General features: G+C 60.2%; 16 protein-coding genes, 1 tRNA gene and 1 pseudogene. 13 read left to right on the forward strand and 5 right to left on the reverse strand.

Translation table 11 applies throughout. From position 1 onward, the window contains the following. Positions 1-35: 35 nt before the first annotated feature. Both KSS93_RS00330 and KSS93_RS00335 read right to left on the reverse strand, forming a co-directional pair. A complete protein-coding gene (locus tag KSS93_RS00330; RefSeq protein ID WP_217886694.1) occupies positions 36-341 on the reverse strand; it encodes an addiction module antidote protein in 306 nt (101 codons plus the stop codon). 9 nt (positions 342-350) lie between these two features. Further along, positions 351-641 (reverse strand): type II toxin-antitoxin system RelE/ParE family toxin, encoded by a 291-nt coding sequence (locus tag KSS93_RS00335; protein ID WP_217886695.1) that lies wholly within the window; start codon positions 639-641, stop codon positions 351-353. A 162-nt stretch (positions 642-803) separates the two neighbouring features. Between KSS93_RS00335 and ppk2 the strand changes: the two genes are divergently transcribed. Further along, entirely contained in the window at positions 804-1,796 is a 993-nt protein-coding gene (gene ppk2, locus KSS93_RS00340) for a polyphosphate kinase 2 (RefSeq protein ID WP_225917275.1), read from the forward strand. A 143-nt stretch (positions 1,797-1,939) separates the two neighbouring features. After that, positions 1,940-2,383 (forward strand): hypothetical protein, encoded by a 444-nt coding sequence (locus tag KSS93_RS00345; RefSeq protein WP_217886696.1) that lies wholly within the window; start codon positions 1,940-1,942, stop codon positions 2,381-2,383. A 177-nt stretch (positions 2,384-2,560) separates the two neighbouring features. Here the strand turns inward: KSS93_RS00345 and gabP are convergent, their stop codons facing one another. Further along, positions 2,561-3,946 carry a GABA permease gene (gene gabP, locus KSS93_RS00350; protein ID WP_217886697.1) on the reverse strand — a complete coding sequence of 462 codons (1,386 nt, stop codon included), beginning with the start codon at positions 3,944-3,946 and terminating at the stop codon, positions 2,561-2,563. A 621-nt stretch (positions 3,947-4,567) separates the two neighbouring features. Between gabP and KSS93_RS00355 the strand changes: the two genes are divergently transcribed. The 5 genes from KSS93_RS00355 to KSS93_RS00375 all read left to right on the forward strand — a co-directional run bounded on the left by KSS93_RS00355 (position 4,568) and on the right by KSS93_RS00375 (position 8,872). Further along, on the forward strand, positions 4,568-5,341 hold the full coding sequence (locus KSS93_RS00355; protein ID WP_217886698.1) for an ABC transporter ATP-binding protein: 774 nt from the start codon (positions 4,568-4,570) through the stop codon (positions 5,339-5,341). Between the two features lie 11 nt (positions 5,342-5,352). Continuing rightward, complete coding sequence (locus KSS93_RS00360; RefSeq protein WP_217886699.1) at positions 5,353-6,105, forward strand: ABC transporter substrate-binding protein; 753 nt, start codon at positions 5,353-5,355, stop codon at positions 6,103-6,105. 55 nt (positions 6,106-6,160) lie between these two features. Beyond that, a complete protein-coding gene (locus tag KSS93_RS00365) occupies positions 6,161-6,853 on the forward strand; it encodes an ABC transporter permease (protein ID WP_217886700.1) in 693 nt (230 codons plus the stop codon). Continuing rightward, positions 6,854-7,543 (forward strand): ABC transporter permease, encoded by a 690-nt coding sequence (locus KSS93_RS00370; RefSeq protein WP_217886701.1) that lies wholly within the window; start codon positions 6,854-6,856, stop codon positions 7,541-7,543. 114 nt (positions 7,544-7,657) lie between these two features. Next, positions 7,658-8,872: a methyltransferase gene (locus KSS93_RS00375; protein WP_217886702.1), complete on the forward strand. Its 1,215-nt coding sequence runs from the start codon at positions 7,658-7,660 to the stop codon at positions 8,870-8,872. 329 nt (positions 8,873-9,201) lie between these two features. On the opposite strand, the gene mdtI is transcribed toward KSS93_RS00375, so the two are convergent. Continuing rightward, the gene (mdtI, locus tag KSS93_RS00380; protein ID WP_217841367.1) at positions 9,202-9,519 is read right to left on the reverse strand and encodes a multidrug/spermidine efflux SMR transporter subunit MdtI; all 318 of its coding nucleotides are present in this window, start codon (positions 9,517-9,519) and stop codon (positions 9,202-9,204) included. Then, positions 9,513-9,872 carry an SMR family transporter gene (locus KSS93_RS00385; RefSeq protein ID WP_217886703.1) on the reverse strand — a complete coding sequence of 120 codons (360 nt, stop codon included), beginning with the start codon at positions 9,870-9,872 and terminating at the stop codon, positions 9,513-9,515. Before KSS93_RS00385 ends, mdtI begins: the two co-directional genes overlap by 7 nt. Positions 9,873-10,455: 583 nt before the next feature. On the opposite strand from KSS93_RS00385, the gene KSS93_RS00390 reads away from it, so the two are divergent. The 6 genes and pseudogenes from KSS93_RS00390 (at position 10,456) to KSS93_RS00415 (ending at position 14,948) form a co-directional block, all read left to right on the forward strand. Continuing rightward, complete coding sequence (locus KSS93_RS00390) at positions 10,456-10,707, forward strand: hypothetical protein (protein ID WP_437182083.1); 252 nt, start codon at positions 10,456-10,458, stop codon at positions 10,705-10,707. Between the two features lie 98 nt (positions 10,708-10,805). Beyond that, a tRNA-Thr gene (locus KSS93_RS00395) sits at positions 10,806-10,881 on the forward strand. A 418-nt stretch (positions 10,882-11,299) separates the two neighbouring features. Continuing rightward, positions 11,300-11,584: pseudogene (locus KSS93_RS00400) on the forward strand (tyrosine-type recombinase/integrase); the annotation flags it as partial. Between the two features lie 933 nt (positions 11,585-12,517). Next, positions 12,518-13,495: an integrase domain-containing protein gene (locus KSS93_RS00405; protein WP_217886704.1), complete on the forward strand. Its 978-nt coding sequence runs from the start codon at positions 12,518-12,520 to the stop codon at positions 13,493-13,495. Continuing rightward, positions 13,492-13,764 (forward strand): hypothetical protein, encoded by a 273-nt coding sequence (locus tag KSS93_RS00410; RefSeq protein WP_217886705.1) that lies wholly within the window; start codon positions 13,492-13,494, stop codon positions 13,762-13,764. Before KSS93_RS00405 ends, KSS93_RS00410 begins: the two co-directional genes overlap by 4 nt. Before the next feature lie 512 nt (positions 13,765-14,276). Next, positions 14,277-14,948: a hypothetical protein gene (locus tag KSS93_RS00415; RefSeq protein WP_217886706.1), complete on the forward strand. Its 672-nt coding sequence runs from the start codon at positions 14,277-14,279 to the stop codon at positions 14,946-14,948. The last annotated feature ends 238 nt before the right edge of the window (positions 14,949-15,186 follow it).

The raw sequence follows: 15,186 nt of genomic DNA on the forward strand, positions 1-15,186 counted from the left end.
CAGGGCCAGGCGCAGCAAAGTACTGCGCCCTTTCCTTACCCTGCTGCCCGAGGCGGCACAACCTCGGCGTGCAAGCGCACCCCGAGCGCCGCCATCACCTTCATGATGGTCGCCAGGCTAGGGTTACCGTCAGCGGACAACGCCTTGTACAGCCCTTCGCGGGTAAGGCCGGTATCACGCGCCAGTTGGGCCATCCCACGGGCCCGTGCGATATCGCCCAAGGCGGCAGCCAACAGGGCTGGGTCGTTTTCCTCAAGGCAGGCCTCCAGATAGAGAGCCATGTCCTGTTCAGTTTTCAGATGGTCTGCTGCATCCCACCTGCTCAGTTTGACGTCTGTCATCGCCACCTCCTAAACATTGCGCGCCAGGGCGAGAGCTGACTTGATATCCCTGGTCTGGCTGGACTTATCGCCGCCGGCCAACAAGATAATCACTTCATGCCCTCTCTGAACGCAGTACACCCTGTAACCGGGACCGTAGTCGATCCGTAGTTCGAACACCCCTTCCCCCACCGACTTGCAGTCTCCCAATGCCCCGAGTTCGACACGACGCAGCCGCACATTGATGCGAGCTTGCGCTCGAGCATCCCTCAGGGCCGCAAACCACCTCATGTACCTGTCAGTCTGAATGAGTGTGTGCATGAGGCGAATGTAAACTGCAGTTCACACTACAGCAATTCACACCTGTTTCAAACCATGAGCCACTTAAGTGAAGCCCGCCCCCATTTGATCGACATCAAAAAGCCACCACCCCCTTCCCCCTAGGATGACCGGTGGACACCCGACCCGATCAAAAGGACCGCCATGAGCGACGACGCCACCTTGCTGCTTCCCTCACCCGCCGAAGCCACGCCGGCCAGCGCCCAGCCCGCCACCCGCACCCGCCGCCCGCGCAAGCCCGCTGCCAAGCCGCAGACCATCACCCAGGTCAGCCAGCAGCCCGCCGCCCTGCAGGTCGCCACCGCGCGCAAGGGTTCAAGCGAAGACAGCACCTCGGCACACCTGCCGGCCAGCTACCCCTACCGCACCCGCATGCGCCGCCAGGATTACGAGAAGGCCAAGCACGCCCTGCAGATCGAACTGTTGAAAGTGCAGAACTGGGTGAAGGAAACCGGCCAGCGCATCGTCATCCTGTTCGAGGGCCGCGACGCTGCCGGCAAGGGCGGCACCATCAAGCGCTTCATGGAGCACCTGAACCCGCGCGGTGCACGCATCGTTGCCCTGGAGAAGCCATCAGAGCAGGAAAAGGGCCAGTGGTACTTCCAGCGTTACGTGCAGCACCTGCCCACCGCCGGTGAAATGGTGTTCTTCGACCGCTCCTGGTACAACCGCGCCGGCGTCGAGCGGGTGATGGACTTCTGCACCCCGCACCAGTACCTGGAGTTCATGCGCCAGGCCCCGGAGCTGGAGCGCATGCTGTGCAACAGCGGCATCCTGCTGTTCAAGTTCTGGTTCTCGGTGAACCGCGAAGAACAACTGCGCCGGTTCATCTCGCGCCGCGACGACCCGCTCAAGCACTGGAAGCTGTCGCCCATCGACATCAAGTCGCTGGACAAGTGGGACGACTACACCGGTGCCAAGGAAGCCATGTTCTTCCACACCGACACCGCCGATGCGCCGTGGACGGTGATCAAGTCCGACGACAAGAAGCGTGCGCGGATCAACTGCATCCGGCACTTTTTGCATTCGCTGGATTACCCGGGCAAGGACCACAGCGTGGCCCATGCGCCGGATGCGCTGTTGGTGGGGAGGGCTTCGCGGGGGTTTGAGGAGGATGAGGCAGCGGTAGCTGGCTGAGGCCTTGCTTGGCCTGTAGCGGCCTCATCGTCGGCAAGCCGGCTGCTACAGGGTGGCGCATTCGCCTATAGGGCAGGCTTGGGTTTCTTGGGCAACTGCGCTTCAATACGCGCCTTTAGCATTCACACCAAGGACCGCGCCCCATGGCCACCAACAACAAGCAACAGAAACGCGCCAAGCGCGCCGCCGCCAAGGCCAAGCAAAACCGCATGGTGCGCAGCGGCCAGGCGGTCAAGGCCAGCGCTGGCGACAGCGCCAGTGTCGAGCAGGTGTTCAACAAGGCCATGGAGTCCGACAGCTACAAGGAGCTGTTCGACAAGATGAAAGCCGCACAGCAAACCAGCCTGGTGGCGATGATTTCGGTGTTTCTGGTTGACCCGCTGCTGGCCCTGGTACTCAAAGGCCACAAGGAAGAACACGCCACCGACTACATCGTGCTGGTGTTCAACGCCTACCGCACCTGGCTGGACGGCGCCGACGAAGACACCACCATGGCCTGGCTGGAAAGCGACGAGTTCCAGGACGCCTATATCGCCGCATCCGAGCTGGTGGCCAAGCAGCAGCAACAGCAGAAGCAGTTTGGCTGACAGCGCTTGGCCTGTTCCGGCCCTTTCGCGGGCAAGCCCGCTCCCACAGGGGCGCGCCTTCCCGGGCCTGCGCTGAACCCTGTGGGAGCGGGCTTGCCCGCGAAGAGGCCCGCACAGGCAAAAAAAAGGCCGCACCCTGCAGAGGGTGCGGCCTTTGTTCATTGCAGCCAGCGCGAATCAGCTATCCAGCGCCACGCGCCCGGCAGCCGCACGCTTGCGGTGTACCAGCAGGCCCGCAGCAACCACACCAATGCTGAGCAGCGCCGTGGCGATGATCTCGGCACGGTGGTCTTCACGCAGGGCCATCACCACCAGCACGGCGACGATGAACGCGATGGTCGCCCAGGTCAGGCCCGGGAACATCCACATCTTGAACGAGATCTTCTCGCCGCTGGCTTCACGCTGGGCGCGCATGCGCAGTTGCGACACGGCGATCACCAGGTACACCAGCAGGGCGATGGCGCCGGAGCTGGCCAGCAGGAACTCGAACACCTCGGCCGGGGCCAGGAAGTTGGCAAACACGCACAGGAAGGCTGCAGCCGTAGACAGCAGCACTGCCCAGTGCGGGGTGCCGGCCTTGGTGGTGCGCTGGGCAATGGCCGGGGCGTCGCCACGCTTGCTCAGCGAGAACAGCATGCGCGAGGAGGTGTACAGCGCCGAGTTCAGGCAGCTGGTAACGGCAATCAGCACGACGATGTCGACGATCAGCTTGGCATTCGGTACGCCGATCAGGCTGAGCACGGTCTGGTACGAGCCCTTCTCGGCCAGGGTCGGGTCGTTCCACGGCACCATGGCCACCACCAGGAAGATCGACACCAGGTAGAACAGGCAGATACGCCAGATCACCGAGTTGGTGGCGCGGCTGATCTGCTTGCCCGGGTCTTTCGATTCGGCAGCAGCGATGGTGACGATTTCGGTACCCATGAACGAGAACATGGTGGTCAGCATGGCCGCCAGCACTGCGCCCAGGCCATTGGGCATGAAGCCTTGGGTGTCGAACAGGTGGCTGACGCCGCTGACCTGGCTGCCCGGCACCATGCCGAACATGGCGGCGCAACCGACCACGATAAAGCCGATGATCGCCAGCACCTTGAGCAGGGCGAACCAGAACTCGAACTCACCGTAGTTTTTAACGCTGAACAGGTTGGTGATGGTCAGTGCCAGGGTGATGATCAGCGAGAACGCCCACAGGTCCACGGACGGGAACCAGGCGTGCAGAATGGCCGCCGCAGCGTTTGCCTCCAGCGGGATCACCAGCACCCAGAACCACCAGTACAGCCAGCCAATGGTGAAGCCGGCCCAGCGCCCGATGGCGCGGTCGGCGTAGGTGGAGAACGAACCGGTGTCGGGCGAGGCGACCGCCATTTCACCGAGCATGCGCATCACCAGCACCACCAGCGTACCGGCGGCGGCATAGGCCAGCAGCACGGCAGGGCCGGCAGCCGCGATAGCGTGGCCGGAGCCGACGAACAGGCCGGCGCCGATCACGCCTGCGATGGACAGCATGGTCACATGCCGTTGCTTGAGCCCCTGAGCGAGGTCATTGGAATTGTTACCGCTCATAAAACTACCTTTGTAAGGAGTGGACCACTCCGACTGCTATACGAAGCGCGCCCGGGGTTGATTTAGGCGTCGCTGCAATCGGCGCTTTCTTGCTGGCAATAAGCGCGCCACTTGCTGAATACATTGGTCGGGCGTTTCTGAAAACTCAATAACGACGCGCCCTGCAGGGCTTTTGGCCAGGTCTTGACCGAAAGGCCGCCAAACCCCCGTGCCAAGTCCGGATTACTGAAATACTCACTTACAAACGCACCAATGGTGCCCCTCGGTAACACCTTTGCACCAGTGCAAGGCAAAAAAGTGCAACCCGAAGGTACAACCCGCTTGATCTACTTCTGTAGCCGGCAAGCCGGCTGCCACAGGGAGGAAATGGTCTAAAGCGCTTCCAACAACGGGCCAAAGCTGGCACCATCGCGCCTTTTTTCATCAAGGCTCCGGTGCCGGGCAAAGTGCTATTGCGGACATCCTCGCGACAGTCCACTGCAACGATGCGACAAACTGCCCCACCAACAACCGAAGCCCCTTGCGACCCCGTTGGCCCACGTTGCGCCGCTATGCTAGCGTGGCGCTCGCCAGGAAGGCCGCCAACAGCTGGGAACGCACCCGAACACATGAGGACCGCACATGGCCCAGGCCACGCCCGCGCTGGAAATCCGCAACCTGCACAAACGCTACGGCGAGCAGGAAATTCTCAAGGGCATTTCGCTGACCGCGCGCGACGGTGACGTGATCTCCATCCTCGGCTCGTCCGGCTCGGGCAAGTCCACCCTGCTGCGCTGCATCAACCTGCTCGAGAACCCGCACCAAGGGGAAATCCTGGTGGCCGGTGAAGCCCTCAAGCTCAAGGCGCAGAAAAACGGCGACCTGATTGCCGCCGACAGCCGCCAGATCAACCGCCTGCGCAGCGAAATCGGCTTCGTCTTCCAGAATTTCAACCTGTGGCCGCACATGTCGGTGCTCGACAACATCATCGAGGCACCGCGCCGCGTGCTCGGCCAAAGCAAGGCCGAGGCCATCGAAGCCGCCGAAGCGCTGCTGAACAAGGTCGGCATTTATGAGCGCCGCCACGCCTACCCCGCCCAGCTTTCCGGTGGCCAGCAGCAACGCGCCGCCATCGCCCGCACCCTGGCCATGCAGCCAAAGGTGATCCTGTTCGACGAGCCGACTTCGGCCCTCGACCCGGAAATGGTCCAGGAAGTGCTTAACGTCATCCGCGCCCTCGCCGAAGAAGGCCGTACCATGCTGCTGGTGACGCACGAGATGAACTTTGCCCGCCAGGTGTCCAGTGAAGTGGTGTTCCTGCACCAGGGCCTGGTCGAAGAGCAGGGATCGCCGCAGCAGGTCTTCGAAAACCCGAACTCGGCGCGTTGCAAGCAATTCATGTCCAGCCACCGCTAACGGAGCAATACATGCACACTTACAAGAAGTTCCTCCTGGCAGCCGCTGCCACCCTGGTGATGTCGGCCAACGCCATGGCCGCAGAAAAACTGCGCATGGGCATCGAAGCCGCCTACCCACCGTTCAACAACAAGGATGCCAGCGGTAACGTCGTCGGCTTCGACAAGGACATCGGCGACGCCCTGTGCGCCAAGATGAAGGTCGAGTGCTCGGTGGTGACCTCCGACTGGGACGGCATCATCCCGGCCCTGAACGCCAAGAAGTTCGATTTCCTGGTGTCGTCGCTGTCGATCACCGACGAGCGCAAGCAGGCGGTCGACTTCACCGACCCCTACTACTCCAACAAGCTGCAGTTCATCGCGCCGAAGAACGTCGACTTCAAAACCGACAAGGCCTCGCTCAAGGGCAAGACCATCGGCACCCAGCGCGCCACCCTGGCCGGCACCTACCTTGAAGACAACTACAGCGGCGTCGACATCAAGCTGTACGACACTCAGGAAAACGCCTACCTCGACCTGCTGTCCGGGCGCATCGACGGCATCCTGGCCGACAAGTACGTGCAGTACGAGTGGCTCAAGAGCAAGGACGGCATGAACTACGAGTTCAAGGGCGAGCCGGTGCTGGACAGCGACAAGATCGGCATCGCCGTGCGCAAGGGTGACACCAAGCTGCGCGACGACCTGAACAAGGCCCTGGCCGAAATCAAGGCCGACGGCACGTACAAGAAGATCAACGACAAGTACTTCCCGTTCAGCATCGAATGATTCACCTCGACCGGTACCGCCTTGCGCGGTGCCGGTCCCTTGAACGCAGCGACCCATGAATATCGACCTGCACGGATTCGGTCCGGCCATGATGGCCGGCACCCTGATGACCGTAAAACTGGCGCTTTGCGCCCTGCTGCTGGGGCTGGTCCTGGGGCTGCTCGGCGCCCTGGCCAAGACCTCCTCGATCAAACCATTGCAATGGCTTGGCGGCACCTATTCCACGCTGGTGCGCGGCGTACCTGAACTGCTTTGGGTACTGCTGATCTATTTCGGCACCGTCGGGCTGATGAACAGCCTCGGCGAAGCCCTGAACATGCCGGGCCTTGAGCTCAGCGCCTTCGCCGCCGGGGTAATCGCCCTGGGGCTGTGCTTCGGTGCCTACGCCACCGAAGTGTTCCGCGGCGCCATTCTGGCCATCCCCAAGGGCCACCGCGAAGCGGGCCTGGCCCTGGGCCTGTCGGGCGGGCGCATTCTGGCGCGGATCATCCTGCCGCAGATGTGGCGCATGGCCCTGCCGGGCCTGGGCAACCTGTTCATGATTTTGATGAAAGACACCGCGCTGGTGTCGGTGATCGGCCTTGAAGAAATCATGCGCCACGCGCAAATCGGCGTGACCGTGACCAAGGAGCCGTTCACCTTCTACGCGGTGGCCGCCTGCATTTACCTGGGCCTGACCATCATTGCCATGACCGGCATGCACTTCCTGGAAAAGCGCGCCGCTCGCGGCTTCATGAGGGCCGAATAAATGAACTGGGAAGTCATCATCAAGTGGCTGCCACGCCTGGCCCAGGGCGCCACCCTGACCTTGGAGCTGGTAGCCATCGCCGTGGTTGCCGGGCTGATCCTGGCCATCCCGCTGGGTATCGCCCGCTCCTCGCGCCACTGGTACGTGCGCGCCGTGCCCTTCAGCTACATCTTCTTCTTCCGCGGCACGCCGCTGCTGGTGCAGCTGTTTCTGGTGTACTACGGCCTGGCGCAGTTCGACGTGGTGCGCTCAAGCGCGCTGTGGCCGTACCTGCGCGACCCGTTCTGGTGCACCGTGCTGACCATGACCCTGCACACCGCCGCCTATATCGCCGAAATTTTGCGTGGCGCGTTGCAAGCCATCCCCAAGGGCGAGATCGAAGCCGCCCGGGCGCTGGGCATGTCGCGTGGCAAGACGCTTTTCTACATCATGCTGCCGCGCGCCGCGCGCATCGGCCTGCCGGCCTACAGCAACGAAGTGATCCTGATGCTCAAGGCCAGCGCCCTGGCCAGTACCGTGACGCTGCTGGAGCTGACCGGCATGGCGCGCACCATCATCGCCCGCACCTACCTGCCGGTGGAGATCTTCTTCGCCGCCGGGGTGTTCTACCTGCTGATCTCGTTCGTGCTGGTGCAAGGCTTCAAGCTGCTGGAACGCTGGTTGCGCGTGGACGCCAGCCAAGGCCGCTGAGCCTCAACCCACTGCAAGCCAGCTTCTACAGCCATGCGCCGCACCTGTAGAAGCCGGCTTGCCGGCGATGGGGGCACATGGCGCCCCCTTCCAGACCGCGCCCCCGGTGCCTGCATGAACACACCCTCCTACCTGCACACCCCCCACCTGCTCGAGCGCTTCCAGGCACTCGACCACTTCATCACCCGGCACCAGCACCTGTGGCGCCCGCGCCCCTTCACCCTGCCGCACCTGGGCTGGGAAGCCGAACACCCCGAGCTGTCCACCTGGCTGCGCCAACGCACCCTGGAACAGGCCGAAGCCGCACGCCACCCCGAGCAGTTGCCAGCCCCGGCACCCTTCCCGCAGCTGGCCGCCCAATCCCTGCAACTGTCGGCCGCAGGCGAGCTGCCCGACGCCGGCCTGCACCCTGCCGGCCACCGCCTGGACGTCGCCGTGCCCGGGCGCAAATGGCAACAGATCGAAGCCTTCACCCGCCGCCTGGCCTTCGCGCAAGCGCCACGCCACTGGCTGGACTGGTGCTCGGGCAAGGGCCACCTGGGCCGCCGCCTGCTGCAGCCCGGCCAGCAACTGACCTGCCTGGAATACGACGCCGAGCTGGTGCAGGCCGGCCAGGCCCTGAGCGAACACCACCACCTGCCCGCCACCCATGTGCATCAGGATGTGATGGCCAGCGACAGCGCCCGGCACCTGGCCCGCGACACCAGCGCGGTCGCCCTGCACGCCTGCGGCGACCTGCACGTACGCCTGCTGCAACTGGCCAGCCAGCACGGCTGCCGTCAGCTGGCCGTGGCCCCGTGCTGCTACAACCGTACCCAGGCCGAGGCCTACCAGCCGTTATCCACAGCCGCCAAGGGTTCGTTATTGCAGTTGTCACGGGAAGACCTGGGCCTGCCCCTGAGCGAGGCCGTTACTTCCAGCGCCCGGGTACGGCGCCAGCGCGACACCTCGATGGCCCGCCGCCTGGGTTTCGATTTGCTGCAGCGCGAACAACGCGGCATCGACCAGTACCTGCCGACCCCCTCGCTTGCCGTTGACTGGCTGGCCAAACCCTTCGAGCAATACTGCCGCGACCTGGCCGAGCTACGGCATGTGGAGCTGGCCGGCAGCCCCGACTGGCAGGCCCTGGAAGCCGCCGGCTGGCAACGCCTGGCCGAGGTGCGCAACCTTGAGCTGGTGCGCAAGCTGTTCCGCCGGCCGCTGGAGATGTGGCTGGTGCTCGACCGCGCGCTGTTTTTGGCCGAGCAAGGCTACGAGGTAAAAGTCGGCACGTTCTGCGACTACCCCCTCACCCCGCGCAACCTGCTGGTGCTGGCTGAACGCAGTTGACAGCCTGTGGATAACTCTGTGAACAAGCTTTTGATGAAAATCGCGATTTAGTGGATCCAATCGCTATTTAGACCGCCTCGCTTATTCCACACAGCTTCTGAAAACCAGTAAAAACAGGCCTTTGCGCAAAGACCGGTGGTAACGCCCTTCGGCATGCCTTTCGCGCAAGCGGCCAATGCCGCTTGTGCATAAGCCTTCGAGTGTGCTTGAGATCACACCTGCAGGAGACCGCAAACCGTAGGAGCGGCCTTGTGTCGCGAAGGGCTGCAAAGCAGCCCCAACAGACCCAAGCCAAACGCAGAACTCCAACACCTCGCAAAAAATGCCCCTCAAGCCAGCTTCAACAACCCCATCCCCACCAGCAACAACAGCAACCCCAACCACCCCCGCCCGACCAGCCGCTGCCCAAACAACGCCCAGCCCATGGCCACGGTAGCCAGAATCCCGAAGCCACCCCAGATGGCGTAGGCCAAGGACAACTCGATGTCCTGCACCGCCTGCGCCAATGCGGTAAAAGCCGCCAGCACGCAAACAATCGAGGCCAAGCCCAGCCCCTTGCGACGGAAACCGTCGGAGTACTTGAGCAACAGGTTGGCCAGCACTTCAAGGGCAATGGCCAAGCCCAGCCACAAGAACGGAATCAGCATGGCAGCGCCTCCCCTTCAGCTTTGGCAGGTGTGCTGCGGGTACCGGCCTTGACCAGCAAGATGCCGGCAATCATCACCGCCAGGCCCACGGCCTTGGCCCAGCCCAGGCTTTCACCCAGCCAGAGCACGCTGACCAGGGTAATCAGCACGATGCCGATGCCTTCCCACAGCGCATAAGCGACGCCCACCGGCACCCGCTTGACCGCCAGGGCCAGGAAGAAATACGACAGGCAGATCATCACGTACATGACGGCATGCCCGATGAATGGGGACGAAGTGGCGGCGAGTTTCATCGACGCCGTGCCGATCACCTCGGCGGTGATGGCAACGACCAGATAGATCCAGGAACGCATGGTGCCCTCCCATGGGCGACAGCAGCCGAGTGCGCAGGCATCGGCGCCAGGCAAAGACGTTTAAGGCTGTGAAGGGAGGGTGGCACTAGAGGTCGCCCGTCCAGTGACGTTCACGGGAGACAAGGCAGGAGGTAGAGAGGAGCTTGAAAGCTTTGATGTTCAACATAATGAACAAAAGCCTAGCTATCCGCCGTATAAAAGTCAAACAAGACGAAAACGTAAAATATATTAATCATCAAGGCGCCAGAATAAAAGCGCCATCAAATCGCCACCAGCCGGGACAATATCGCAGCAAACCTGTATGATATGCGCCCTCCAAGGACTCACTCGAGACAGCCGGCTATCCGGGGCAGGCTTTTCTTACATAAGGAAAAGCACCGTCCTACAACCGAGCGCGTCGGAGACGCTGGATACTCTTCCAGCCCATTTAGCGGCACAGCCACCTGACAGCAAAACGGAAGCGCGTCACAGCTGCTAGCCCTTGTGCTACCAGCTCTGAGTTAACGCCGGTAAAATCGTCGGCCACTCTGCGGTACCCTCAAGCGCCTCCTACTACAGACCGATCTGGAACGGACCGAACATCGTGAAACACGCCAAATCTTTCGCCCTGCTGACCGTCGCCCTGGCCATGGCCGGCTGCGCCAGCCCCGCCCCGACCGCCAAGCCCACCACGCTGGACTGGAACACCCCCGGCATGCAGCTCGGCGGCGACCGCGGCCTGCCCCTGCACGCCACCGAAAGCCCGTGCCGCAAGCGCGGCTGCGACAACGACAAGCTGTTCTTCAACCCCGGCAAAACCGAGCCAAGCGTGAACACCATCCACCGCGGCTGGTAAGAAATTTCTCCTTTTGCCTCGGTGACTTAGGCTATCGCAGGCAGATTGCGAGGAAGTGGTTTACAGGCTCGATTCCGTCGCTATAATGACGCCCCTGTGCCGGTATAGCTCAGATGGTAGAGCAACTGACTTGTAATCAGTAGGTCCCGGGTTCGATTCCTGGTGCCGGCACCATACGCAGTACGCAAAAGGCTCACCGAAAGGTGGGCCTTTTTTGTTTCCGCCGTGGTAAACCACAAATCACCCCCGCCTCGCCGCCGGCAAGCCGGCCCCCACAGGCACTGTACAAAGCGTGAGTTCGATGCGCTCCGTGTAGGAGCTGGCTTGCCTGCGATGGGCTGCGAAGCAGCCCCAACAACCCAAGGGGCGACGCAATTATCTGCCCACCAGCGCACCCCAAAAGCAGACACATCCTCGCATCGGAATACCGGGCTGCCGTTTATGATCAGCTCGATCGCACCGGCCCCTACTGATTCCGCCAACGACTTGATGGGCCGATCTGGGTGCTGGTCATACTGGATACGTCGCAGCCTTTGCCGAAATCGTCCTGAACGTCCTGGGGTAAGCCTTGGTATTAACGCTCCACGGCTGGGATATCTGCGGCCACGGGTTCCGCGCCATGGCGTGCAGTGCGCTGGTCGAGTCTGGCCTATGGTCAGAGACGGCCATCGAACGGCAGATGAGCCGCAAGAAACGCAACAACGTGCGCGCCGCCTATACCCATAATGCAGAGTTCCTTGAAGGGCGCCGGATGATCATGACCTGGTGGAGTCGGTTTCTAGAGGCGAACCGCGAGGACCATATGACGCCGCATGAGTTTGCCAAGCGAACGGGCGAGAACGTCACGCGCCTACGCAGTGCCAAGAGGAACGAGTAACCCGCCGCACCACCATCTCAACTCGCTATGAAGTTACCCACAGCACCGCATGAAGCTCCTCCGCGCGGGTCCTTTCAAACGTGGCTGCAAAGCCGCCCCGTTTGAAACGACCATACGTAAGAAAAAAATGCTGGCACAGCTTACGTCTGTGGAAAACCACTGATGTCCACCGGGGGACAGTTTTATCCACAGGCGCTAAATCTCTGATATCGCGCTGCTTGACGAATATTGTCCACAGACGTAGACCGGGAGTCGCAAGCGCTGTCGATGACAGCATCCCAGGTGACCCGAGCCTTAACGGTCACCCCGCCCCCGCGGTGGTTCACCCGCAAGTACGATTCGCGTCCGGCAGCTCGTACGGTCACTACCCATGTGATGGATGCCAACTCAATATCGTTGCCCCTGCGGCAACCACCCTACCCATCTGCTCAGCAGCAACCTATCCGCTTGGCCATTTCGCGTGCGCCAACCTGCGCCCGTCTCTTTCACTGGAAAGAGACGGGCGCTCCTGACACTGCTGCAGCCCTGATCGCACATGGCTCAGCGGCAATTCCCCTCGTGACAATTGGCGTGACAAACGCCGATGTCACCAGCAACAGCCATGCAGATGATGGTGCCGCAGACCAGGGAATGGACTGCACCTGACTGACAGTCAGGCATGCCCCGGTCATCGCATTGCTGCGTTCACCCGGCTCAGGATCTCTCAGGCGCTGGTCTCGTCAGCCAGCGCGGCCTCCACCCGCCCACCGGTAACGGTGCTCAGGAGGCCAGATCATGAGATGCCCTTGCTCCCGGTCGTAAGGAGCCGCCAGTCCCGCGTTAGAGGACATCCCCACAGGTCGCAGGGGCCTTGATCCCTGATAACACTCAACATCCATGGCGGGATGACGTGGGGAAAGTTTCAAGGGTTTTGGGGTCGAGAGGAGTTAGATCATGGCATTAGTATGTAGACGGGATGGACGCAATTTTGGCTATGGCCGACAACTGAGTTACGCCGGGCCACAGGCTTTACGCGATCTCTTTGGCGGCGGGCATTACGGGACGGTCAAAGCGCACAGTGATCGGTGGCAGGCATTTGTACGGTGGTGTCGATCTGAGGGTGGTCCAGGATTCAATGACGCTCGGCAGATTGATCGGCAGACATTACTGGACTACGCCCGGCATTTGCGCCTGCAAGTTGACCAAGGTGAACTCAGCATCGCCACTGCACAAAACCGATTGTCCAGCGTCAACCGGACCATGGGCGCGCTCCGCGGTGATCACTATGTGAAAGTGCCAAGTCCGAGCAAGGCATTGGGAATGCAGCGCATCACCGTGCGCACGACAAATCCTCAAGGTCAAGATCACAAACACGTGATACGCGTCATCGAGGCGCTCCGCGAAAAGCATCCGCGTGCCGCCGCCATCGCACAATTGGCACGCGCCACTGGCATGCGTCTGCGCGAAGCGATTTTGGCCGACCTACCGCGACTCAAGCGTGAAGCCGAATACTACTACAAGATCAACATCCAGGACGGCACCAAAGGTGGCCGCGGCGGCGTAACCGCGCCTCGTTGGATCACGGTGGATGACCATATTCGCGAAGCGCTCAGGTACGCCGAACAGGTCTCTCCCGTCGGTAGCCGCAAGCTGCTGGCACCGAACGAGAGCTACCTCGATTTCCAACTGGAAATCGTCCGCCCCGCCCGAGATATCCTCCATACACACAACCTCAAAGGCTTCCACGAACTGCGCGCGGCTTATGCGTGCGAACGCTATGAGCAGATCACACATCACCTAGCGCCCATCAATGGCGGCAGGTGCAGGCGCCTCGATCCAGGCCTTGATCGAGAGGCACGTATACAAATCAGCTATGAGCTGGGACACGGTCGAATCGACGTGGTATCGGCGTACATCGGTGGTCGAGCATGAGTAAGCCCTACGACATGGAGCTTTTCCTGGCTGGAGTGCTGACTGGAGCGCATGCCACACGAGAACGTCACACCCGCCAAGCCAGGACTATTCAAGCAGCCATTTCTGAACGCTGGCACCGAGATAACCCATGGACCTGGCAACGAAAGCATCTGGCGTGGTTTCTCGATACGCACGTGAACCGGCGCGCTGAGTCGACGCGCTACTACTATCTGTTGACCGTAAAATTGCTCACTATTCGCTTAGGAAAGGTATGGCAGTTCAAATGACAGTCGAGGATCAGCAACCGACCAGAGACGGGCGATAGGAATTGGTTTCTTCGCCAGCTTTTCGCAACATCGCCAGCTACTAGTAACGCCACCACATGGATTTTTCCTCCTCCTCCCCCGCTTCTTGCCCTCTCAACAGAGTATCCCCAGCACCGAAACGTCCATTGTTTTTTTTTCGGAGCACTGAATCGGACGTCTACAAACCCCCTACAACCCGCGATCACCGGGAGCACACTCAGCACGGTGAGCACGCACAGCCCAGCGAGCACCGAAACGCTTGCAAATGCATGTTTCTTAACAGTTTGGTTGACAAAAAATTTTCAACTCAAATCTGAGTGGCTATTTTCTTACTCTTACTCAATACTCAGATTGGAATATACCTGCAATATCGGGTTCAGATTGCACGTTCTAAGTCTTTGATAAATAACGCTTTTTAGTCGACTCTTGGTTTCAGCGAATGATTCCCGAACGGTCGGGCTTTCAGCTGAGATTACTAACTCGGAGATTGCATCATGACTGATACCCCTATCCCCTCACTCCCAACCCCAGCGCTACCTGCCGCTGCCCAACCCTCAACTGTCGTCAATCAGACGTCTGCGGGTGTATTAGACCAGAATCTTGCTGCTCTACTAGCTTTGAATACCACTCAGAAAAAAAAGAGAAAAAGTAAAGCCCATCTTAATGCAATGAAAATGCGTGGAGAGTTATGGCCAGAGCTAGATACCAGCCTTCTATGGGATCGAACAGTCAATGATGGATATTCATCGATCCCTAGAACTCTTTCACTCATAACCAACATGATTGACGATCTCGCAAAAAAGCATACCGGAAAGTCTGTCGCCGCTGGAAAAACGTATTTTGCTCTGTGGTGTAGGGTGTGGGATGAAAACATGCTAACTATTGAGAATGAATCTGTTTATGCCATTGAGTCGGGATATTCCGGGGAGCGGAACGTGACGACCTGGCGGCAGCATATGAAGGTCCTTCAAGAGCTGGGCTTTATCGATACGAAAGAAGGTGCTTATGGCCCCTACAATTTCGTCCTCATATATAACCCATATTTGGTACTGAAAAAACTTAAGTCACAGATACCTGCACCCTATTATCAGCTGCTCTTGCAACGTGCGATTGAGATAGGTGCAGATGGTGACCTCATAGATAAGCCAAACAAGGAAAAGAAATAATGGAAAACATAAAATTACTTATGATATTAGCCATCGAAACCGTAAGACTTATTAGTCAAATAATCAAGTTATTCCAATGATATCTGTTGCGGATGTATGAGATCTCAATAGAACTCATACATCCGCCTATTTAATCAGTACAGGTCTATCGCAGAATATCTTGGCTCGCATATGCAAATTGGGCTGCAATTGACCACCTAGATGCATGCTGTTTCGTCAAAAAATATTTCTGTGCCTG

The organism is Pseudomonas xanthosomatis, assembly GCF_019139835.1.
Classification (GTDB): domain Bacteria; phylum Pseudomonadota; class Gammaproteobacteria; order Pseudomonadales; family Pseudomonadaceae; genus Aquipseudomonas; species Aquipseudomonas fakonensis.